Origin of the sequence: Kaistella polysaccharea (genome assembly GCF_020410745.1) — a bacterium.
Classification (GTDB): Bacteria; Bacteroidota; Bacteroidia; order Flavobacteriales; family Weeksellaceae; genus Kaistella; species Kaistella polysaccharea.
The window spans coordinates 1562059-1584332 of record NZ_CP084528.1 but is presented as its reverse complement, the minus strand read 5'-3'; the positions used below and the strand labels follow the sequence as shown (position 1 = coordinate 1584332).

17 protein-coding genes are annotated in these 22274 nt (G+C 37.1%); 10 read left to right on the top strand and 7 right to left on the bottom strand.

Annotated features, from left to right (window positions below):
* Positions 1 to 93 precede the first annotated feature (93 nt).
* The 4 genes from LC814_RS07405 to LC814_RS07390 all read right to left on the bottom strand — a co-directional run bounded on the left by LC814_RS07405 (position 94) and on the right by LC814_RS07390 (position 7446).
* Positions 94 to 1131, bottom strand: coding sequence for an acyl-CoA synthetase family protein (locus LC814_RS07405; protein WP_226063302.1), 1038 nt, complete (start codon positions 1129 to 1131; stop codon positions 94 to 96).
* A 9-nt stretch (positions 1132 to 1140) separates the two neighbouring features.
* The gene (gene argS / locus LC814_RS07400; RefSeq protein ID WP_226063301.1) at positions 1141 to 2919 is read right to left on the bottom strand and encodes an arginine--tRNA ligase; all 1779 of its coding nucleotides are present in this window, start codon (positions 2917 to 2919) and stop codon (positions 1141 to 1143) included.
* Positions 2920 to 2999: 80 nt separating this feature from the next.
* The gene (locus LC814_RS07395) at positions 3000 to 4427 is read right to left on the bottom strand and encodes a SusD/RagB family nutrient-binding outer membrane lipoprotein (RefSeq protein ID WP_226063300.1); all 1428 of its coding nucleotides are present in this window, start codon (positions 4425 to 4427) and stop codon (positions 3000 to 3002) included.
* A gap of 10 nt (positions 4428 to 4437) precedes the next feature.
* On the bottom strand, positions 4438 to 7446 hold the full coding sequence (locus LC814_RS07390) for a SusC/RagA family TonB-linked outer membrane protein (RefSeq protein ID WP_226063299.1): 3009 nt from the start codon (positions 7444 to 7446) through the stop codon (positions 4438 to 4440).
* 134 nt (positions 7447 to 7580) lie between these two features.
* Here LC814_RS07390 and rnhB point away from each other — a divergent pair, with 134 nt between their 5' ends.
* The gene (gene rnhB / locus LC814_RS07385) at positions 7581 to 8210 is read left to right on the top strand and encodes a ribonuclease HII (RefSeq protein ID WP_226063298.1); all 630 of its coding nucleotides are present in this window, start codon (positions 7581 to 7583) and stop codon (positions 8208 to 8210) included.
* 43 nt (positions 8211 to 8253) lie between these two features.
* On the opposite strand, the gene yidC is transcribed toward rnhB, so the two are convergent.
* Both yidC and pyrG read right to left on the bottom strand, forming a co-directional pair.
* The gene (yidC, locus tag LC814_RS07380) at positions 8254 to 10065 is read right to left on the bottom strand and encodes a membrane protein insertase YidC (RefSeq protein WP_226063297.1); all 1812 of its coding nucleotides are present in this window, start codon (positions 10063 to 10065) and stop codon (positions 8254 to 8256) included.
* 165 nt (positions 10066 to 10230) lie between these two features.
* The gene (gene pyrG / locus LC814_RS07375) at positions 10231 to 11838 is read right to left on the bottom strand and encodes a CTP synthase (protein ID WP_226063296.1); all 1608 of its coding nucleotides are present in this window, start codon (positions 11836 to 11838) and stop codon (positions 10231 to 10233) included.
* Positions 11839 to 12039: 201 nt separating this feature from the next.
* Here pyrG and LC814_RS07370 point away from each other — a divergent pair, with 201 nt between their 5' ends.
* The 5 genes from LC814_RS07370 to LC814_RS07350 all read left to right on the top strand — a co-directional run bounded on the left by LC814_RS07370 (position 12040) and on the right by LC814_RS07350 (position 16353).
* Positions 12040 to 12771, top strand: coding sequence for a hypothetical protein (locus LC814_RS07370; RefSeq protein WP_226063295.1), 732 nt, complete (start codon positions 12040 to 12042; stop codon positions 12769 to 12771).
* A 359-nt stretch (positions 12772 to 13130) separates the two neighbouring features.
* Complete coding sequence (locus LC814_RS07365; protein ID WP_226063294.1) at positions 13131 to 13658, top strand: YceI family protein; 528 nt, start codon at positions 13131 to 13133, stop codon at positions 13656 to 13658.
* Between the two features lie 90 nt (positions 13659 to 13748).
* Positions 13749 to 15095: a DNA repair protein RadA gene (radA, locus tag LC814_RS07360; RefSeq protein ID WP_226063293.1), complete on the top strand. Its 1347-nt coding sequence runs from the start codon at positions 13749 to 13751 to the stop codon at positions 15093 to 15095.
* A 219-nt stretch (positions 15096 to 15314) separates the two neighbouring features.
* The gene (locus LC814_RS07355) at positions 15315 to 15674 is read left to right on the top strand and encodes a four helix bundle protein (RefSeq protein ID WP_311135702.1); all 360 of its coding nucleotides are present in this window, start codon (positions 15315 to 15317) and stop codon (positions 15672 to 15674) included.
* A 106-nt stretch (positions 15675 to 15780) separates the two neighbouring features.
* Positions 15781 to 16353 carry an acyl carrier protein phosphodiesterase gene (locus LC814_RS07350; RefSeq protein WP_226063292.1) on the top strand — a complete coding sequence of 191 codons (573 nt, stop codon included), beginning with the start codon at positions 15781 to 15783 and terminating at the stop codon, positions 16351 to 16353.
* On the opposite strand, the gene LC814_RS07345 is transcribed toward LC814_RS07350, so the two are convergent.
* Positions 16350 to 16853, bottom strand: coding sequence for a DUF6702 family protein (locus LC814_RS07345; RefSeq protein WP_226063291.1), 504 nt, complete (start codon positions 16851 to 16853; stop codon positions 16350 to 16352). The two genes, LC814_RS07350 and LC814_RS07345, sit on opposite strands and share 4 nt — an antisense overlap.
* A 55-nt stretch (positions 16854 to 16908) precedes the next feature.
* On the opposite strand from LC814_RS07345, the gene LC814_RS07340 reads away from it, so the two are divergent.
* The 4 genes from LC814_RS07340 (at position 16909) to groL (ending at position 22236) form a co-directional block, all read left to right on the top strand.
* Positions 16909 to 17481 (top strand): HupE/UreJ family protein, encoded by a 573-nt coding sequence (locus tag LC814_RS07340; protein WP_226063290.1) that lies wholly within the window; start codon positions 16909 to 16911, stop codon positions 17479 to 17481.
* Positions 17482 to 17712: 231 nt separating this feature from the next.
* Positions 17713 to 20082 carry a M1 family metallopeptidase gene (locus LC814_RS07335; protein WP_226063289.1) on the top strand — a complete coding sequence of 790 codons (2370 nt, stop codon included), beginning with the start codon at positions 17713 to 17715 and terminating at the stop codon, positions 20080 to 20082.
* 159 nt (positions 20083 to 20241) lie between these two features.
* The gene (locus LC814_RS07330) at positions 20242 to 20520 is read left to right on the top strand and encodes a co-chaperone GroES (protein WP_226063288.1); all 279 of its coding nucleotides are present in this window, start codon (positions 20242 to 20244) and stop codon (positions 20518 to 20520) included.
* A gap of 90 nt (positions 20521 to 20610) precedes the next feature.
* Entirely contained in the window at positions 20611 to 22236 is a 1626-nt protein-coding gene (groL, locus tag LC814_RS07325; RefSeq protein WP_226063287.1) for a chaperonin GroEL, read from the top strand.
* The last annotated feature ends 38 nt before the right edge of the window (positions 22237 to 22274 follow it).

The window sequence follows — 22274 nt, the reverse complement described above, 5'->3', positions numbered from 1 at the left end:
AATATAATAGGAAAATTTTCAAGAGCCAAGTAAAAAGTAAAAAGAGCCAAGTAAAATGACCAACTTAAAAATTGATCAAAAGTTGCAAACTGGTTATCTGTAATTTTTTTTGACTAATTTTTCTAAAGTTTTACGATCAATCTTTCCATTGGGAATGCGCGGAAATTCTCCGATGAATAAAATTTCTTTTGGTTGGTGATTTTTTGAGGGAAATTCGATCGATTTTAACTGTGCATTAATCATGTCATTTTCTCCGCCTTCAACTATGAGTACCAATTTTTGTCCGAGTGATTCGTCTGCAATTCCTAGGAATACAACTTCATTTGGGATTACTTTTTTAACCAAACTTTCCAGTTGTTCTGGATAAATTTTTAATCCTGCAGAATTTATGACGTTGTCAATTCTACCCAAAAATTTAAATTCTCTACGACTATAAATTTCAACTAAATCATTCGTTATAAGAACTTCTGCATTTAAACTTGGCGCAAAAATCTGTAAGCAGCTTCTTTCATCTAAAGAAATTTCCACACCATCTAAGACTTTGAAATAATCTTCTGAGACGGGGTAAATTTGTTTTAAAGCAATGTGAGAAAGGGTTTCCGACATTCCGTAGGTTTCAAAAATACGTGATTGCGTGGACGAGTTTTTGAGCTGTTGAAAGATTTTGATTTTTAAAGATTCTGAAACTGCAGCGCCACCAATAATTATATTTTTAATCAAGTGTATTTCGTGCAGCGAATTTTCAACTTGAAGTGGCGACATCGCACAGAAATCAATTACTTCCTTTAAATTAGAAAGTGGATTTATAGAGGGTGTTTTTACAATCAAATTCAGCTTTCTTTCAATAGCTCGAACAGCCATCATTTTTCCGGAGATATAATCGACGGGAAGACAAAGCAGGGCAGAATCGCCTTCTTTCAATCCTAATAGGTGACATGTCATTTTTGCGGAATGACGCATTCTTTCTTTTTCGATCTCAAAAATTTTCGGAGTTCCCGTAGAACCGGAAGTTTGAACTTTTACAGTTTTTGATTCGCTCAGCCATTCTGCAATAAAATCAAGAACTTTCTTCTCAAATTCGGTATCTGCAAACGTTTCGGATAAATTTAAAAGAGAAAAGTCGATGTTCATTTTTCGAATTTACATTCTATTTACCGTTCCAATTCCTAACAATTCTAAACCTTTTTTGATGGTTTTCCCCGTTAAATCTGAAAGTTGTAAGCGGAAATTCTTCGTGTTCTCATCTTCCTGACTAAGAATCGGGTTGTTTTGATAGAAAGAGTTATACGATTTTACCACTTCATAAATATAGTTTGCCACAAGCGCTGGCGAAAGGGTTTCTGCCGCACGAGCAATCGTTTCTTTGAAATTAGCGAGATTCATAACCAATTCTTTTTCTGACGCATTAATGTCGTACGCGGAAATTTTGGTCGGTTGATAGTTGGCTTTTGTAACCAAAGATTGAATTCTTGCGTAGGTGTATTGAATAAACGGTCCTGTATTTCCCGCGAAATCAATACTTTCTGCCGGATTGAAGAGCATTTTCTTTTTAGGATCCACTTTCAGCATGAAATATTTCAAAGCGCCAATACCGACTGTTTCATATGATTTTTCTTTCTCCTCGTCGGAAAGATTTTCAAGTTTCCCGAGTTCTTGCGCTTTTTCTTTTGCAGTAATGTACATTTCCTGCATCAAATCATCTGCATCGACCACAGTTCCTTCCCGAGATTTCATTTTACCTGCTGGCAGTTCTACCATTCCGTAAGAAAGATGAAAAAGGTTTTCTGCCCAGCTATAGCCTAATTTTTTAAGAATTTTGATTAAGACATCGAAGTGGTAATCCTGTTCATTTCCTACCGTATAAATTAATTTCTGAATATTATTTTCCTGAAATCTTTGAACAGCGGTTCCTAAATCCTGCGTCATGTAAACGGAAGTTCCGTCGCCGCGCAAAAGTAGTTTATGATCCAAACCTTCATCGGACAAATCACACCAAACAGAGCCATCTTCCTTTTTGTATAGAACACCTTTTAACAAACCTTCCTGAATGAGATCTTTTCCTAGTAAGTACGTATTACTTTCATACTGAACCTGATCGAAATCAACACCTAATCTTTTGTAAGTATCGGCAAAACCGGCATAAACCCAAGAATTCATTTCTGCCCATAGATTGCGTACAGTGTCATCACCTTTCTCCCAATCCAAGAGCATTTTTTGAGCTTCGAGAATGATTGGTGCTTGTTTTTTAGCCACGTCTTCTTCGTACCCTTTTTCAACGAGTTCTGCGATTTCTTTTTTGTAGGCTTTATCAAATGCTACATAATAGTTTCCTACGAGTTTATCACCTTTAATCCCTGTAGATTCAGGTGTTTCGTTGGTTCCAGATTTTTCCCAGGCAAGCATTGATTTGCAGATATGGATTCCGCGGTCGTTGATGATTTGGGTTTTGATAACATTGTAACCATCTTCTTTTAAAATCTGTGCGACAGAATATCCCAAGAGATTATTTCGGATATGACCAAGGTGTAAAGGCTTATTGGTATTTGGGGAAGAATATTCCACCATCACCGTTTGATTTCTAGGCTTTTTTTCGTCAAAAGATTCTTGAGTATGATGAAAGTTTTCCAGAAAAAATTTATTCTTGATTTTTAAATTGAGAAATCCTTTTACAACATGATAACTTTCTACAAAATCTGATTGAGTCGTAAAGGCGTCGCCAAGTTCCATGGCGATGTTATCAGGACTTTTTTTCAATACTTTCACGAGAGGAAAAGTAACGATGGTAAAGTCACCTTCAAATTCTGTTTTGTTTTGTTGAACATCCAGCGTTACATGATTTGTTTTATTGACATCGTTAATTTGGAAAACAGTGGCAACAATATCCGCGAGTTTGGTTTGGATGATATCTTTAATATTCATGGTTTATTTTTGAAGTACAAATATACAGAAATAAAAAAGCCACTCCGAAGAGTGGCTTATATAAAACTGAGCGATAAATATTATTTATCCCAGAAAAGCTTGGTTGTAGCTTTGTCTCCTCCGATAGCGGTGGCGGCAGCAGTTACATTTGCTTTGTTAAGTACATATTCCTGATCAGAATAAGGCATTCTTACCGGTACTCCATCAATTTTAGAGTTGGTAGGATTTACAAATACTGGCTGGTCTAATCTTCTGGAGAATAACCAAGCGCTAAATGGTTGGTTAAATAAAGCGATATACGCTTCTTCACCGATTGATTTTTTCCAGTTTGCAGCATTGTAAGGGTGTGCAGCTAAATAAGCAGTAGCATCAGCAGCGCTTACCATATTTAAGGTCATTGAAGTTGTTACTGCTTTGTTGTACAATTCAGTAGCAGTTCCTCCTACAGAGTAACCTCTTGCAGCTGCTTCAGCTTTCATAAACAACACTTCTACATAGCTCAAGTAATGAGCTGGCGCAGTAGGTGCTAACCAGAAATCACTCATGTGTGATTTGCTGTTAAATGGATTTAAAGCTCCAAAAACACCACCTACAAATTTACCATCTACTTTCGTAAACCAAACTTCTCTTCGTGGGTCATTCTTTGCATTCATCATGTTGATAACAAGTTCAGTAGGAACAAAGTCATTTCTTTGTGATGCTACTAAATCATCATAAATAGGATTGCTGTAAGTTCCGCCTGCAAAATCCAAAGTATAAGATTCATCATCTGAAGAAATTACACCGGATGCAACTGCTGCTTCTGCTGCAGATTTAGACGTTGCCGCATCTACATCAGATAGATTAAGTGCTAATCTCAGTTTCACAGAGTTTGCCAAATGTTTCCATTTTGTCATATCTCCGCCATAAACCAAGTCTCCGCTTCCGTAACCACTTCCACCTTCATCAATTTTTGCTACAACTGCATCAATTCTTTTCAAAAGGTCTGCATAAATAGCTTTCGCATCATCATATTTTGGTGCGTAATTACCATCTTGTGCCTGTAAAGCATCGGTATAAGGAACGTTTCCGTACGTGTCTACCAAGTTCTCCCAAACTACAATCTGAGAAACTTCTAGCGTAGCCAATTTGTTGCTTCTCTCTGTTTCAGAAGCAGCAGCTTCATTAACAAGATTTTTTTTCGCTTGCTCATAGTTATTCAATGAGTTTACATACATTCTGTTCCAGTGATTACGAGGCTGGTTACGCGTAACGAGATCGTAATTGGTTTCATCAGTATACGTAGTTTCTGCCCACTGCTGAACAAAGAAACGGTAGTTGTTAAAGTTTACACTCCCTGTAAAAGTAGAGTAGAAAAACCTTTCTTGCCCCATCGCCAATAGCGTCTCAGAAGGCAATACAGAGGGTGCTTTCACATTTTCGTTTAGAGAAAGCAAATCTCTCTGGCACGACGTAAGACTGATTGCAGCCAGCGCACCTATGATAAGTTTATTAAGTATTTTTTTCATTGTTGTAATCTTAGAATTTTAAAGTAACATTTAATCCGATGTCTCTTGTAGTTGGTAGAGAACCGATTGACCATCCGTATGATCTTAGACCGCCGCCGACCATGTTTTCAGGATCTGCGTAAGGTAAGTTTTTGCTGATAATCCATAAGTTTCTTCCTACTAAAGAGATTTTAGCATCTCTTACGAAAGTTCCTGCCAATACAGATTGTGGAAGGGTATATCCGATAGAAGCTTCTCTCAGTTTCACGAATGATCCGTCATAAACGAAACGGCTCGCTGGCATTCTAGAGTAACCGTCTAATGAACCAAAAGCGCTAGGGTTACGAGTGTTGGTTGTATTTGGGTTACCATCTGGATTTACACCTGGCCAAACTGTTCCTTTTTCTCTGATATCACCTACAGCTGTTTCAGGATATAATCCTGTCGCTAAACCGTAATATAAATCGGTAGAGAATACATCACCACCTTGTCTTACATCAATTAGGAAGCTTACAGAAAGACCTTTGTAGTTCATGCTGTTTCTTACCCCACCAATCCAATCTGGTGTTGCATTACCAATAATTTGATTTCCTTGTCTTAAGTAATAGCCTGTACTTGCATTCACAACCGGTTGACCATTTAGGTAAACGTAATCTGAACCTACTAAAGTACCCCAAGCTTCACCTTCTCTTGCGTTAAGTGATACACCACCTTGGTAAGAATCAAGTAGTACGTTTGAAACGTCAGAAACTTCATTATGAAGAAGCTCAACTACTTTATTTTTATTCTGTGACCAGTTGATGTCCATATTCCAGGTAAAGTTCGCTGTTTTAACAGGTACTATACCCAAGGCAACTTCATAACCCCAGTTATCAATTTGTCCTGCATTTACAGAAGCTGAACTAAGTCCAGACGCTGAAGAGATAGGAAGGGTAGGAAGAATTTGGTTGATGGTTTTTGTTTTGTAGTAAGCAACATCAAAAGTGAATCTGTTGTTAAACAAACTACCTTCAGTACCTACTTCAAATTCTTTTGCTCTTTGTGGCAATAAGTTAGCATTTGGCTGTCTTGTTTGAGATGAAGATAAACCTACATCACCAAAGAAACCTGCTGGAGAATAATAGTACTGCAATTGATAAGGATCTGCAGTTCCACCAACTTCAGCGTAGTTAGCTCTTAATTTCCAAAATTTCAAGAAACTTGGTTTAATCAATTCAGACAAGATCAAGGCACCTGTGATTGAACCATAACCGTAAACGTTGTTTCCTGCAGGAAGTGTTGAACTTTGGTCTACTCTATACGTTCCATCGACATACAAAATTTTGTAGAAATCAAAGGAAGCAGAAGCATACCCAGAGTTGGTCTGATACGTGTACTCAGTCTCAGATGGAGCTAGAGTTGGCGCAGCACTGTTACCAAGACTGTAAATATTTCTAATTACCAATCCACCTTCAGTTGAGGCATATAGAGCGCTTAAATAATTTCTTCTTACAGTACCTCCAACTAAACCACTAACATTAATGTTATCAGTAATGTCGAATTTGTAGTTACCGATGATATCGTAATTCGTTTCAGTTCTTTGTACATCTCTTCTTGCGAACCCAGATCCTACATCATTTCCAGATGCTCCAAATCCTGTTGCAAGAGTTCCAATGGCCATTTTCTGTTCAACTTTCAAGTCGCTTTTATCATAAGAAACTCTACCCATTACATTGATGTTTTTGGTAAAGTCGTATGTTAAACTTGCAACGTTGAAACTTCTGTTTCTCTTATCTTTAGGTGCATTTTCATACGCCTGGAAGTAAGGGTTGTTCCAGAAAATAGGTCGTAAATCACCTGACTCATAAGGATTCCAGGTTACGTTACCGTAATTATTAGCTGGAGTAGGATTTGCAATATTTCTTGTGTAAGCGTCTCTTAGAGAAAGAACATCTACATTCGTTTGCCACCACTGTCTGAAGTTGGTTGCGATATTGTCGCTATAAGCACCAATCGCTCTACCTTTCGTGTCTTGTAAAGTTAACGTTGTATAGAATGAAGCATGTAGCTTATCTGTAAAATCGTAATTTGCTTTTAAAGAGAAGGTATTTTTAGTCAGTTTTGAGTTTGGCATCAAACCACTAGAAGTCATGTTATCATAAGAGAACAAAATATTTGAATTTTTATTCCCTTTCTGTAATGATACTGTGTTTGAAAAAGTAAATGGTGTTTCGAAAAATTCAACTGGACCATTCTTCGCCGCTACCCAAGGTGTTGCTTTACCGAACGTTGGTGACGTAGGATCTAAAGATTCCCATTGGTAGACCATCAAATTCGGATCGAACTTAGGTCCCCAAGAAGCATCTTCTGCAAAGTTAGCGTAGTAATTACCGTCTGCTGCAGGAGCTTCTGTGTAGAAAGATTGATCGTAACCAGCACCATATTTGTCTTGGTATTCTGCGAACGTACTTTTGTCAATGAATCCAGCTTGAATACCTGTTGACCAGGTTACGCCCCAAGATCCGTCATCATTACCTCTACCATTTTTGGTGGTAATCAAAATTACACCATTCAAACCTCTTTCACCGTATAGTGCAGATGCTGCTGCACCTTTCAATACGTTGATTGAAGCGATATCTTCTTGATTGATATCAGATAATGCATTTCCGTAATCCGTGTTACCGTAGTTGGATACCGTGTTATTTACCGGTGATCCATCAATAACTACTAAAGGGCTCGCTCCGTCAACGGATTTAATCCCTCTAATTACCATACTTGCAGAACCTCCAAAGTTACTGGTAGTAGTAACATTAAGACCCGCTACTTTTCCAGAAAGTTGAGAAGCAATGTTTCCAGTGTTTGTTGTTCCCTCGGACAAAGCGTCAGCCTTAACCTCTTGAGAAGAATAACCTAGTGATTTTTTCTCTCTTTTAATACCCAAAGCCGTTACTACGACACCTTCGATATCTTGCGTTTTAATAGTGTCTTTTTTCTGTGCATTCACCAAAGCAAATGACGCAGTCAAAACTACAGCTAAAACGCTTGTTGTTAGTTTCTTCATATCAAATTAAATTTTTTCATTACAACAAAAGTGCACACTTTAATTTATATAACCAAATTATTTGTTAATAAATTCTTAATTAATTTGTATTTTTAACATCTTAATATGTGATTAATTATCAAAAAGGCAGTAAAATGAAGTTGCGCAAAAGCTGGTCAAGTGTCTATTTAGAGGCAGGTTGCGATGAAGTTGGTAGAGGATGTCTTTCTGGCCCAGTCGTAGCTGCAGCCGTTATTCTACCAAAGAAATTTAAGCAAAATTTAGTTAATGATTCTAAAAAATTAACGTTTAAGACGAGATTAGAATTAGACTCCTACATTAAAGAAAATGTAATGGAGTTTGCTATTGCAGAACTGCCACCGTCTTTTATCGATGAACATAATATACTGAATGCCAGTATTCACGCGATGCACCGCGCACTGGATCAGCTCGTGAACCGCCCGGAATTAATACTTGTGGACGGAAATCGCTTTCATCCTTACCCCTGGATTTCTCATCAATGCATTATTAAAGGTGATGCAAAATTTCTTTCTATTGCGTGTGCCTCCATATTAGCCAAAAATTACCGCGATCAACTCATGATAAAACTTCATAACGATTTTCCGCAATATGGCTGGAATAAAAATATGGGTTATGCTACCAAGATGCACCGCGACGCTTTGATTGAGTTTGGGCCAACGATTCATCATCGTCGATCTTTCCGGTTAGACTACACTGGTAAAATGGCTGAAGGCGAAACTGATCTGTCTTTATTAGATATATAAAAAAAAACGGAAGAGATTTTCTTCCGTTTTCATTATTATTGAATTATTTTTTCTTTGCTTGTTGCTGCTGAATTTTTTGCTGCTCCTGTGCTTTTTCCATCATGTCGCGCATTCTCTTTTGAAGCTTGCCTTCCTTCTTCGGCTCTTTCAGTTTATTCGCCTGGATCTGCGCATGTATTTTCTTCTCATCCAAAATCCAGTATTTAATAACCAGAATAATTAAAATATTAATTGCATTGGATACGAAATAATACCAAGAAAGTCCAGAAGCTGAAGTATTCAAAAAGAAAAGGAACGTTATCGGGAAAATGTACATGATCACTTTCATGTTCGGCATCCCTTCTTGGGTAGGTTGCTGAATATTTCCTGCGGTCATTACGGTGTATATTAAAATAACAACGGTACACGCAATAGCGAAGATACTTAAATGGTCTCCTAATAATGGTATTGAGAAAGGCAACTTGATAACGTCGTCGTATGCAGTTAAATCTTTCGCAAACCAAAAACTCTTGCCACGCAAATCAATCATATTCGGGAAGAACCGGAACAAAGCATAGAAAATAGGTACCTGTAGAAGACCCGGCAAACAGCCCGCCATCTGGTTGACTCCGGCTTTCCGATAGACTGCCATGGTTTCCTGTTGCTTTTTCATGGCGTCGGCGCCTTTGTATTTGGCGTTAACTTCATCAATTTCCGGACGAATTACCCGCATCATCGCACTCAGTTTATGTTGTTTAAACATGACCGGTGACAAAATGATTTTCACAATAATTGTCATTAAGAAAATAACCCAACCTGCAGCAATTCCCCAACTGGAAATTAAATTATACATCGGGATGAAAAACCATCTGTTTAACGAACCGATAAACGACCAACCTAAAGGAAGCAATTCATCGAAATTTTTATCATACGATTTTAATAATGGCAAATCCAAAGGCATAAAATACCATTTAAAATCCTCATTTAATTCACCACCTGCCAAATCAACTTGTCCATTGAAATTGAATTTTTTCAAAAAATCACCTTCCTCAATCATATCCTGATTACCGTGAGATTTTTTGAAACCATTCTTTGGCTCAATTACCATCGCAAAAAACTGCTGCTTTACAGATAACCAGTTAAGCGTTTCATCTGGCTCTTCCATGGTCGTTCTCCCGTCATAGTCGAAATTGCTGTAATTGTCGAAGGCATAATTAAATTCGGTATGGGTTTGTTCTTGCGAGCGGCCTTTTTCATGCTGGCGCGCGGTGTAATCCCAAACAAATTCCGCGTTCGAATCGGCAACCAGTTGAGATAAACCTTGTGTTTTTACATTAAAATCAACCGTATATTTCCCTAACAAAGTGTAGATAAATTGAATAACCGCGCCATTTACATTGGCTTGCATTGTTACTGTATTTCCGCTTTGTGTTGGAGTAAATACTAAGTCTTTCGTATTAAATGTTTTACCGGTCTTATCTTTAAACTGAAAACCATAAGATGAGTTATTCTGATCAAAGAGTAGAAGTTTCTTATCATTAACATCGCTTTTTTTGTTGTAGGCTTTGTACTCGTTCAGTTCAACTGTAGAAAGCTGACCGCCTAGAGTAGAGATTGCAACCGTAAGTTCCTTATTCTTTAATTGGACCTGCTGAATGGAAGTTGTTTTAACACTGTCGTTAAGATTGGCGACAATTGCAGGTTTTGTAACAGGATTAGGCGCGGTTTGGGTAACTTGATTTGTACTCTGCGCGTTTTTAAGTTGTTGTTCAGCGGTCTGCTTTGTATTGAAATAAAACATGGCGCCGAAGATCAGGACAGAAAACAAAACGAAACTGATCAATTGGTTTTTATCTAAACCGTTATTTTGCTGCATTATAATTTATTTGAAATTTAAATTTAGAGGTTTGAAATAGCTCATTTTTTGACCTCTTAATTTTGGGTGACAAAAATACTGAAATTTTTGGCAATGAAGAATATTTTAAGTATTCATTTAAAAAACAAAAGAGATAAAAAACAATGGTCTTTTATCTCGTCCTGTTTATTTTTTTGTTGACGCTTTTATCAATGCCTTAAATAAAGGATGGGGCGAGGCAACGGTACTCTTATATTCCGGGTGATATTGTACTCCTATATAAAAAGGATGATCTTTTAATTCGAGGGTTTCTACCAAATCTGTTTCGGGATTGAAACCGGTCGGAACTAAACCATTTTTTTCAAATTCATCTCGGTATTCGGAGTTGAATTCATACCGGTGACGGTGTCTTTCCGAAATGTTTTTTGCACCGTAAATTTCCTGAAGTTTCGATCCGGATTTCAAAGTACATTTCCAAGCTCCTAAACGCATGGTTCCGCCTTTTTCCACAACATTTTTCTGATCTTCCATCAATGATATTACGGGTTCAGGCGTAGAAGTGTCAAATTCCATCGAGTTTGCTTTCTTGTAATCCAGCACATTTCTGGCAAATTCAATCGTCATAATCTGCATTCCCAAACAAATCCCCAAAAGCGGAATATTATTTACACGTGCATATTTTGCTGCTTCAATTTTACCTTCAATGCCGCGATCGCCAAATCCGGGAGCGATCAGCATACCATCAATTCCTTCTAATGTTTCTGCAATGTTTTCCTCTGTAAGTTCACCGCTGTAAACCCATCGAATTTTCACTTCTGTTTCTAAATCTGCACCTGCATGAATGAAAGATTCTGCGATGGATTTATAAGAATCCTGCAAGGAAACATATTTCCCGATTAAAGCAATTTCTACCTTTTTCTTCGGGTTTTGATATTTTTTAAGGAAGGTTTTCCAGTCTTTTAAGTCGGCTTGTTTCTCAGATTTTAAATTGAGTTCCTTTAAAACAACATCATCAAAATTTTGTTTCTGCAAATAAAGAGGAACTTCGTAAATCGTCTCCAAATCTTTACATTCGATTACGTTTTCCAAGGCTACGTTACAGAACTGCGCCAGTTTCATCCGTTGTTCTTTCGGAATGATATGTTCTGTTCTGCAGACCAATACATCAGCCTGAATTCCAGATTCCATTAACTGGCGAACAGAATGTTGAGAAGGTTTTGTTTTTAATTCACCGCTCGACGCCAAATAAGGCAATAAAGTTAAATGAATCACCATCGAATTATGTTCGCCCAATTCCCATTTCAACTGACGAACGCTTTCTATATAAGGAAGGGATTCAATGTCGCCGACAGTGCCGCCGATTTCGGTGATGATGATATCGTAGTTTTGTTTCGCCAACATTTTAATCCGGCGCTTAATTTCGTTCGTGATATGCGGAATTACCTGCACAGTTTTTCCTAAGAAATCTCCTTTTCTTTCTTTTTCAATAACGGTTTGGTAAATTTTACCTGTCGTTACATTGTTATTTTGTGAAGTTTTAGAATCCAGAAATCTTTCATAATGTCCTAAGTCCAAATCGGTTTCTGCGCCGTCGTCCGTAACATAGCATTCGCCGTGCTCATAAGGATTTAGCGTTCCCGGATCAATATTTATGTAAGGGTCAAGTTTTTGGATGGTGACATTAAATCCTCTCGATTTGAGCAGTAAGCCCAATGAAGCAGAGACGATTCCTTTGCCTAAAGAAGAAGTTACACCGCCGGTTACGAAGATGTATTTCGTGTTCTTTTTACTCATTAGTTTAGGTTTGTGCAAAGTTAATGGATTTTGAAAGACAGGGCAAATAAAGGTTAACTAATATTTTTTAGGAGCCGGGGAAGTTCAAAAGATTTTAACCTTACTGTAGAAGCTGAAAAAATATGTAATAAAGATGATGAATGGAACTGTTACCCTTTTAACTTTAATATTACAAAATTATCAAAACTCAAATAATAAACTATGAAATTTAAATTAATATCAGCTGCGCTTATAGCCGCAGTGCTGATTTCGTGCAAAACTTCAAATATTGCAGTGTCCGACAATCTAAAACAGAATACCTCTGTGATGGACGTAAACGGCAACGCCGGATTATTAATTAATCAGAAAGTATCTTTCGGAAACTATTATACTTCTCCGATCAAACGGGGCTGGACTGAAAGAACAGAATTGGAGGTGCTCGGTATTAAACATTCTAAAGCGCAGCAACCGATAGAATTTACGCAGTTTTCTGCCAATAACTTATCGGCCGATATTGTAGGTGCAAGCAATTATAACTTGAATATGTTTGATTTGTTTAAAGGTTTAGATCACTTCATTAATAATTATTCTAATGGATTTTTCGGCGTAATTATTCCAAATGGTAAAACGCCAGTGTGGAAAGTATTTATCCAAAATAGCAGTGCTACCTCTGCTTTAAAAAGTGATACTGACAATGGTATCGCTCAAGATGAAGCAGGAAATTCTATTTTTATTAAAGGTACAAAGCAATTACAGGAAAAACAGTTTTTAACGGATGATACCAAAACGTTTGGTTTCGAACTGAGTAAAAATGGCGAAGCAATAGCGGCGGTGTCTGTTATTGGAAACGGTAAGGTTTGGATTAAAAACAATTTGAGTCATGAAGATCAACTCCTGGTTTCTTCTATCGCCAGTATATTAATAGTCAGAGGAAATGTTAGCACGAATAATTAAGGATAAATACCAAATTTTTCCGTTTTATTCAAATTTAATGTTTTTTATAAATCGCAGATGCATTTCGAAAAAAGCTTAACTCGAACTGTAAAAATGTCTGTATTCTAGCCGCGATGGAAGTGGCATCCTTTTTCTTTTTTTTTCAATAAAAAAAAGGAAAAGATATAACGGACAGCGCGTTTGATCTTGTAAGAAGCTGAAATTTTGTTGCTCCTAAAAAAGGAATTCATTTTTTATAAATGGTTAATAATCTAAACATGATGGTTGTCATATTAATAACGTTTAAAGTGGCTTAACTTCACGTAGGGATTCGTCTCCAACGAACAGTTACAATTAAGTAACTGTAAAATATTAAAAAAATGAAAAACACATTGAAATCTATTTTGGTTTTGTTTGCTGTTACTCTTTCTGGTTTGGTCAGTGCCCAAAACATTACCGGAAAATCTACAACTGTTAATATCGCGGGAACTTCGCCGGTACACGATTGGGTCATGAATGGAAATGCTGCAAATTTTAGCGGAACGGTGAAAGGAAATACCATTACCAATGTAAAATTCAGCATGCCTGCTAAGAATTTGAAAAGTACGAAAGGCAGCATGATGGATAACAAAGCTTACAACGCGTTGAAATATAAAAAGAGTCCAAACATTACTTTCACAGCACCAATTTTAACGGTGGGTAAAGAAAATTTGGCGGGAACTCTCACTATTGCGGGATTTAGCAAAGCAATTAATTTCCCTGTTACGGTTATTAAAAATGGTAATTCATATCAAATTACGGGAACTGAAAATATAAAATTATCAGATTATGGTATGGAGAGACCTGGTTTCTTGGGTGTGAAAACCGGTGATGCTGTTCAGGTGACGGTAAATATAGTAGCGAATTAATTAACTATTTTCATTTATAAATAGCCGCTTTATGCGGTTATTTTTTTTGCAAAAATTTAATTATCCAAAAAAAAGAAGGAAATTCGCACCATGGCAAAAGTGAAAACGGCATACGTCTGTCAGAATTGTGGGTCGCAATATCCGCAGTGGCTGGGACAATGCAAGAATTGTGGGGAATGGAATACTTTGGTAGAGGAGATCGTAGAAAAATCGCCTGCGAAATCTTATACCGATAAATCGAAACAGCATATCATCAATATTATTGAGGTTGAAACTTTCGAAGAACCTCGAATCATAAGTCCATCTGAGGAATTGAATCGCGTTTTAGGAGGCGGAATTGTTTTGGGTTCTGTGACTTTAATTGGTGGGGAACCTGGAATCGGGAAATCAACTTTGTTGCTGCAACTGGCGCTGAAAATGAAGAAGAAAATTCTTTATGTTTCAGGTGAAGAAAGTGCCTCGCAAATTAAAATGCGGGCAGACCGTCTGACAGAACTTCAGAATCCAAACTGTTTTCTTTTTACAGAAACTTCAGTTGAAAAGATTTTACACGAAGCCAAAAAATTAAAACCGGATTTTGTAATTGTGGATTCAATTCAAACATTACAAAGTCAAACAATTGAAAGTTCACCAGGCACAGTTTCACAGATTCGGGAATGCTCCAATGAAATTATTAAATACGCCAAAGAAACCAATACGCCGGTTTTTTTAGTCGGGCATATCACCAAAGACGGGCAGATTGCCGGACCGAAAGTTTTGGAACATATGGTCGATGTTGTTTTAAACTTCGATGGCGACCGAAATCATTTGTTCAGACTGTTGAGAGCGAGTAAAAACCGTTTCGGCTCCACGGCGGAAATTGGAATTTACGAAATGGTTTCCCAAGGTTTGAAAGAAATAAAAAATCCGTCAGAAATATTGATTACCAAGAAATTCGAGGAACTTTCGGGAAATTCAGTGGCTGTAACATTGGAAGGGAATCGCCCCATGTTAATCGAAATTCAGGCTTTGGTAAGTTCTGCAGTTTATGGAACGCCGCAGAGAAGTTGTACTGGTTTTGACTCGAAACGTTTAAATATGCTCTTAGCAGTTTTAGAAAAAAGAGCCGGATTTCAATTGGGTGCAAAAGATGTTTTCCTGAATATTACCGGCGGAATAAAAACGGGAGATCCCGCTTTGGATTTAGCGGTTGTTGCGTCTATACTTTCCTCAAATGAAGATATTGCAATTTCTGAGCATTTCTGTTTCGCTGGAGAAATTGGTTTGAGCGGAGAAATCCGACCAATTCCGCAGATCGAGCAAAGGATTTCCGAAGCCGAAAAGTTGGGTTACGAGAAGATTTTTGTGTCGAACTTAAATAAAATTTCAAAGAAAAAATATGGAATCGTTATTGTGGAAGTAAGTAAGATCGAGGATTTTCATGAAGCTTTGTTTTGAGAGTATGAAGGATGAAGGATGAAGTGTGGAGTATGAAGTGTGAAGTGTGAAGGATGGAGTATGTAGTGTGAAGGATGGAGGATGGAGGATGGAGTTTGGAGTATGGAGTATGGAGGATGGAGGAGGAAGTATGAAGGATGGAGTAAGAAGTGTGGAGGATGAGGGATACGATAGGGAAAAGGAAATTGGATAATCAAGTATTAATTTACAAATAGAATTATGGGTGATATTGTTCGGGAATTAAGTTTTCAATTCGCTTTAGATGCCATTAAACTTTATAAATTTCTTATTTCTGAAAAAAAAGAGTTTGTGTTGAGCAAGCAATTTTTAAGGTCGGCAACTTCTGTGGGAGCGAATCTTCGAGAAGCAAAAAACGCTCAATCTCCCGCGGATTTTATTCATAAAAATGCTATTGCGCAAAAAGAATGTGATGAATCCATATATTGGTTGGAACTTCTTTTCGCTTCCGAATACATATCAGAATCTGATTTTCAAGAATTAAACGAAAAAGCTGTTTCTTTATTAAAAATTATTAAAAGTATTATTCTCTCCAAAAAACAAAACTTAAACAAAACTTAATTAACTCTGCATCCTCCATCCTCCATCCTCCATCCTCCAACCTTAATCCTACTCCAAACTTCATACTTCATACTTCCTCCTCCAACCTTCCTCCTTTATAAAAAAAATGAATTACCTCGCCCATTCCTATCTCGCTTTCTCCGACGAACAAATTGTCGGTCAATTTTTGGAGGATTTTATTCCCAATAGAGATCGGTTTTCTTATCCCGCGGGAATGCAAGAGGGAATTACTTTGCACCGGGAAATCGATACTTTTACTGATGCTCATCCGGTACTTTCTGAGGCTAAGAAAATTTTCAGCCCAATGGTTAGGTTGTATTCAGGCGCATTTGTAGATGTTTCCTTAGATTATTTTTTAGCAAATTCTCTATCCGATAAAGATTTAAAAAATCATGCTGAAAAAGTATATCATGCTTTACGGAAATATCAAGAGTTTCTCCCCGAAAGACTTCTCAGAATGGTCGACGGTATGGAAAAAGACAATTGGCTTTACAATTATAAAGAAGATTGGGGAATTAAATATTCCATGCAGAATGTCTTGAATAAAGCCAAATATTTGGATAAAAATTTAGCGGTTTTTAAGGTTTTTCTCCACAACAAATCTCAACTTCAAAAGTATTTTGATATCTTCTTTCCAGATCTTTTAGCGCATGTCCAGAGGGTAAATTCCGAATTTTAAAATACTTTATAAAGGTAGCGGTTCGGGTAATTCAGTTGGTCACTTTGGCGTTTTCCGTCTACAACAATATGAAGGATGTTCATTTGATCATCGAAAAAATTATATAGTAAGCTCACCGCAGTTTCCACTTTTTGAGGTTTGTTTAAAGTTTCAGATTCTAAAAAAATATTTACGGCTTCACTATCTTCTTCAAAACCGACATAATTTATTTTCAAAAATTTGTTGTCAGCTTTTAACTTCAGATATTCTTCGCAATACTTTTTCAGATAATCATTAATTTGAACTTTATATTTCGGGTCATTAAAGTGAACGGCTGTTCCATACTTTTCTTTCAAAGCATTTTCTAAATCATCCAAAAAGAATTTTCCTGTAATTTCAAAAGTTTTTGATTTTGAATTGTAATTAAATTCTACAGAACCTACATGATAAGGGTGGATTTCTGTTGCCGGTGATAGAAAAAATAATAATAATGAGAATAAGAGTACAATTTTCTTAAGCATATTTTAAAAATTCAGATGACGAAATTAATCATTATTTTCGTAAAAACTTTTTTGAATGACAGATTTCTTTTTCTATCTAAAGCTCGGCTGGGAACATATTATTTCTTTAGATGCTCTTGACCATCAGCTTTTTATATTGGTTTTGATCGCGGCATATTTCTATAAAGACTGGCGAAAAATTCTCCTTTTAGTTACCGCATTTACCATTGGTCATTCAGTCACGCTTGCTTTCAGCGTGCTCGATGTTTTCAGATTACCTTCTGCTTTGGTAGAAACTCTAATTCCTGTAACCATTATGCTCACGGCGCTGGATAATATATTATTCCGGGAAAAGCGCGAGCAACTCATGAAAATTAATTATTTCTTAGCCCTTGTTTTTGGCTTAATTCACGGCATGGGATTCGCGAATACCGCCCGAATGGCGATGGCTGCCGAACAAAATATTGCCATTCCACTTTTGGGTTTTAATATCGGATTAGAATTGGGACAAATTACAGTCGTCTTAATCGTTATGGCTTTATTATATCTGCTATCAAAGTTTTTAAAATTCCAGCAAAAATATTGGATTATCGGTGTGTCATTTCTTGCAATCATTCTTTCCGGACAAATGATTTTAGAACGGATTTAGTTTTTTTGGCACCTTTATTCGACCTAATTAAGCCAAACTGGTCGAAAATATTCCCTCTCTTTAATAGAATTTGTCACCGCTGAATCCAGCATCAAAATCTCTTTACAAAGAGTTCCACTCAGGTCGGTTACGATACCTTTTTTAGAATGAAGGTCTTTTATGAGAAAATAAACATTTCATTCAAAAAAAATAATTAAATTTGAAATTTCACTTATTCCCCAATTATTTCTCATGAAAATCAAATTACTCGCATTTATTTTGTGTTCTACAGTGTTTTTTGCGCAGAATATTCAAAACAATCCAACCAGCAATCACGGCAACAAGTTCGAACAACTTGGCACCATTCTTCCCACTCCCAATATTTACAGAACAGGTTCTGGTGCACCTGGACAGGGATACTGGCAAAACCGTGCAGATTATGATATCACTGCTTATCTGGATGAAGATAAAAGAAATTTAAAAGGTTCCGAAACCGTAACGTATTACAACAACTCGCCAGATGATTTAGAATATCTGTGGTTGCAGCTTGATGAAAATGAGCAGTCTTCAATGAAAAATGCAGGCTATCAGGATGAATCTTTTATACCCAAACGTGCCAATTCTGACGATTTAAAAACGACCGATCTGCCAGCAAAAAATAATGGTTACGGTGTAAATTTAGAGAAAGTTACAGATGCTTCTGGAAAGGCGCTTCCTTATATTGTGAATAAAACCATGATGCGAATCGATCTCCCTAAAATTTTGAAAAAAGGAGAGAAATTTACTTTTAAAATAGATTGGAATTATAATATACCCAACCGAATAGAAATGGGAGGCCGAGGCGGTTATGAATTTTTCCCCGAAGATGGTAATGATTTGTACACCATTACGCAGTGGTATCCGAGAATGTGTGTATACAGTGATTTCAAAGGTTGGCAACACAATCAATTTACCGGAAGGGGTGAATTTGCGCTAGCTTTTGGAGATTTTAAAGTTTCAATGAACGTTCCAGCAGATCATATTGTAGCTTCTACAGGATCGGGTAAAAACTTTGATCAGGTGTTAACTTCTGCACAGCTTGCACGCTGGAAACAAGCGCAGACTGCAAGTGAACCTATCGAAATTGTAACGCTTGAGGAAGCGAAAAATGCTGAAAAGAAAAAATCAAAAGAGAGAAAAATATGGAAATTCGAAGCCGATAATGTACGTGATTTCGCCTGGACCTCTTCCCGTAAATTTATTTGGGACGGAATGAAAGTAATAATTCCGGAAAATAAAAACGAAGTGATGGCGATGAGCTTATATCCGAAAGAAGCCTACAATCTATACCGAAAGTTTTCTACGAAAGTAATTGCACATACTATTAAAACCTATTCTGAGTATACGATTCCTTATCCTTATCCTGTAGCACAATCAATTGAAGCAGCCAATGGAATGGAATATCCGATGATTTGTTTCAATTACGGAAGAACCGAAAAAGATGGAACCTATTCTGAAGGAATAAAAAATGGAATGATTGGCGTCATCATCCATGAAGTTGGACACAATTTCTTTCCCATGATTATTAACTCTGATGAAAGACAATGGTCCTGGATGGACGAAGGTTTAAATACTTTTGTAGAATATCTGACCGAAGAAAAGTGGGATAATAAATTCCCTTCCCGAAGAGGTCCTGCGCACACCATCGTGGATTATATGAAATTACCAAAAGATCAGTTGGAACCGATAATGACCAATTCTGAAAACATCATTCAGTTTGGTCCGAATGCTTATTCCAAACCAGCAACAGGATTAAACATTCTTCGTGAAACAATCGTTGGTCGAGATTTATTTGATAAAGCTTTTAAAACCTATTCAAAAAGATGGGCATTTAAACATCCTGAACCTGCAGATTTTTTCCGTAGTATGAATGATGCAAGTGCCGAAAATCTGGATTGGTTCTGGAGAGGTTGGTTTTACGGAATTGATCCTGTAGATATTGCCATTGATAAAGTGACCGTGGTTAAACCTGAATTCGGTGCTGTACCGCAGAATCGTGAATTTATTTATACGATTGATGCGCCGATGCAGAATGAGTTTGTAGATATTTCTAAAATTAGAAATAAAGAAGATAAAAGTATTAGTTTCTATACCGATAAAGATAAAGAAACCCAGGATTTCTACTGGCGTTACAATCGCGGACAGGAAAAAGTAGATGCAAAAAAAGAATACAGAATTAAAGTAGATAATCTGCAGGAAGTTCCGCAAAAAGAGAAATCAAAATTAGAAAATATTTACGCCTATCAAATAGATTTTGTGAATAAAGGCGGTTTGGTAATGCCGATTATTTTAGAATTTACATTCGAAGATGGGACTAAATTGAACGATAAATCATCTGCCCAGATCTGGAGAAAAAATGAAAAACAGGTTTCGAAAACTTATTATTTCGATAAAAAGTTGAAATCTATCCAGTTGGATCCAATGAGGGAAACTGCAGATATTGATACTTCAAATAATTTCTGGGGAGAAATACCAGAACCATCCTCGAAATTTCAGGTATTCAAACAAAAGCACGAAGGTGCATCACGTGGCGCAGCAAACGGAAAAGTAAATCCAATGCAAGCGGCAGGCAAGAAAAATTAAAAAAATCACAGCATTAAAAAAGTCATCTCTCATCGGATGACTTTTTTCTGCCATAATTTCATGCTATTATGTTTACCATGACAGATTTGCAGAAAACAACCGTTGGCATTATTTTCGTCAAAAACACTGCAGTATAATTAATAATTTAAACTAAAAAATATGTCAGTAAACTTTAAACCATTAGCAGACCGAGTATTGGTAGAGCCAACCGCTGCTGAAACGAAGACCGCCTCAGGAATTATTATCCCAGATACGGCAAAAGAAAAACCACAGGAAGGTATTGTAATAGCCGCAGGACCCGGTAAGATAGATGAGCCGACCACTGTGAAAGTTGGTGATAAAGTGCTTTACGGAAAATATTCAGGATCCGAATTAAAGTTAGATGGTAAAGATTATCTAATCGTAAAAGAAAGCGATATATTGGGGATTCTTGGGTAAATAATACACTGAGAAAACTAAAATTTTTAGCAATTAACAAGTAACAAATCAAGTGCGCGTAATTTATGTACGCACAAAAAATAAAAGAAAATGGCAAAAGAAATAAAATTTGATATCGAATCAAGAGACGCTTTGAAAAGAGGTGTTGATGCACTGGCGAATGCCGTAAAAGTAACTTTAGGTCCGAAGGGAAGAAACGTAGTAATCGAAAAATCTTTTGGTGCACCTCACGTAACCAAAGATGGAGTTTCTGTTGCGAAAGAAATCGAACTGGAAGACAGAGTAGAAAATATGGGTGCTCAAATGGTGAAAGAAGTTGCTTCTAGAACCAGCGATATCGCCGGAGATGGAACTACTACTGCAACTGTTTTGGCTCAGGCAATCGTTCGCGAAGGTTTGAAAAACGTTGCTGCAGGCGCAAACCCAATGGATTTGAAAAGAGGAATCGATAAAGCTGTAAGTGCTGTCGTTGAAAACCTTAAATCTCAGTCTCAGGAAGTTGGTGATTCTTCAGAAAAGATTAAACAAGTTGCTTCAATCTCAGCAAACAACGATGATACTATCGGATCTTTGATCGCTGAAGCTTTTGGTAAAGTTGGAAAAGAAGGAGTAATCACTGTTGAAGAAGCAAAAGGAACCGATACAACGGTAGATGTTGTAGAAGGAATGCAGTTCGACAGAGGATATCAATCGCCTTATTTCGTGACGAATCCTGAAAAAATGGTTACGGAATTAGAAAATCCTTATATTTTATTGGTGGAGAAAAAAATCTCTTCAATGAAAGATTTACTTCCGGTTTTAGAACCAGTTGCACAAGCGGGAAAAGCTTTATTAATTATCTGTGAAGAAGTTGAAGGTGAAGCTTTAGCTACTTTGGTAGTCAACAAATTAAGAGGATCATTAAAAATTGCTGCTGTAAAAGCTCCAGGTTTTGGAGACAGAAGAAAAGCAATGTTAGAAGACATCGCGATTTTAACGGGCGGAACTGTTATTTCTGAAGAAAGAGGTTTCACTATGGAAAACGCTACTTTAGAAATGTTGGGAACTGCTGAAAAAGTAGTTATTGACAAAGACAACACAACTTTAGTAAACGGTGGAGGTGACGAAGCTCAAATTAAAGGTCGTGTGAACCAGATCAAAGCGCAGATGGAAACTACAACTTCTGATTACGATAAAGAAAAACTTCAGGAGAGATTAGCCAAGTTGGCTGGTGGAGTTGCCGTACTTTATGTAGGCGCTACTTCTGAAATCGAAATGAAAGAGAAAAAAGACAGAGTTGATGATGCCCTTCACGCGACAAGAGCTGCAGTAGAAGAAGGTATCGTTCCAGGTGGAGGTGTTGCTTTGGTAAGAAGTATTCCAACTTTAGATAATTTGAAAGGTGAAAACCAAGATCAGGATACTGGAATCAAAATTGTTAAAAGAGCGATCGAAGAGCCATTAAGACAAATCGTTGCCAATGCAGGTGGCGAAGGTTCCGTAGTAGTTGCGAAAGTTGCTGAAGGAACGGCAGATTACGGTTTCAATGCGAAAAACGACGAATACGTCAACATGTATGAAGCTGGAATTATCGACCCTACGAAAGTGGTGCGTGTTGCTTTAGAAAATGCAGCGTCTGTTGCAGGAATGTTGTTGACTACCGAATGTGTGATCACTGAGGTTAAGAAAGATGAACCAGCAATGCCAATGGGTGGCGGAATGCCGGGAATGATGTAATTAAAAACCGTAAAGGTTACCATTATAAATAAAATAAT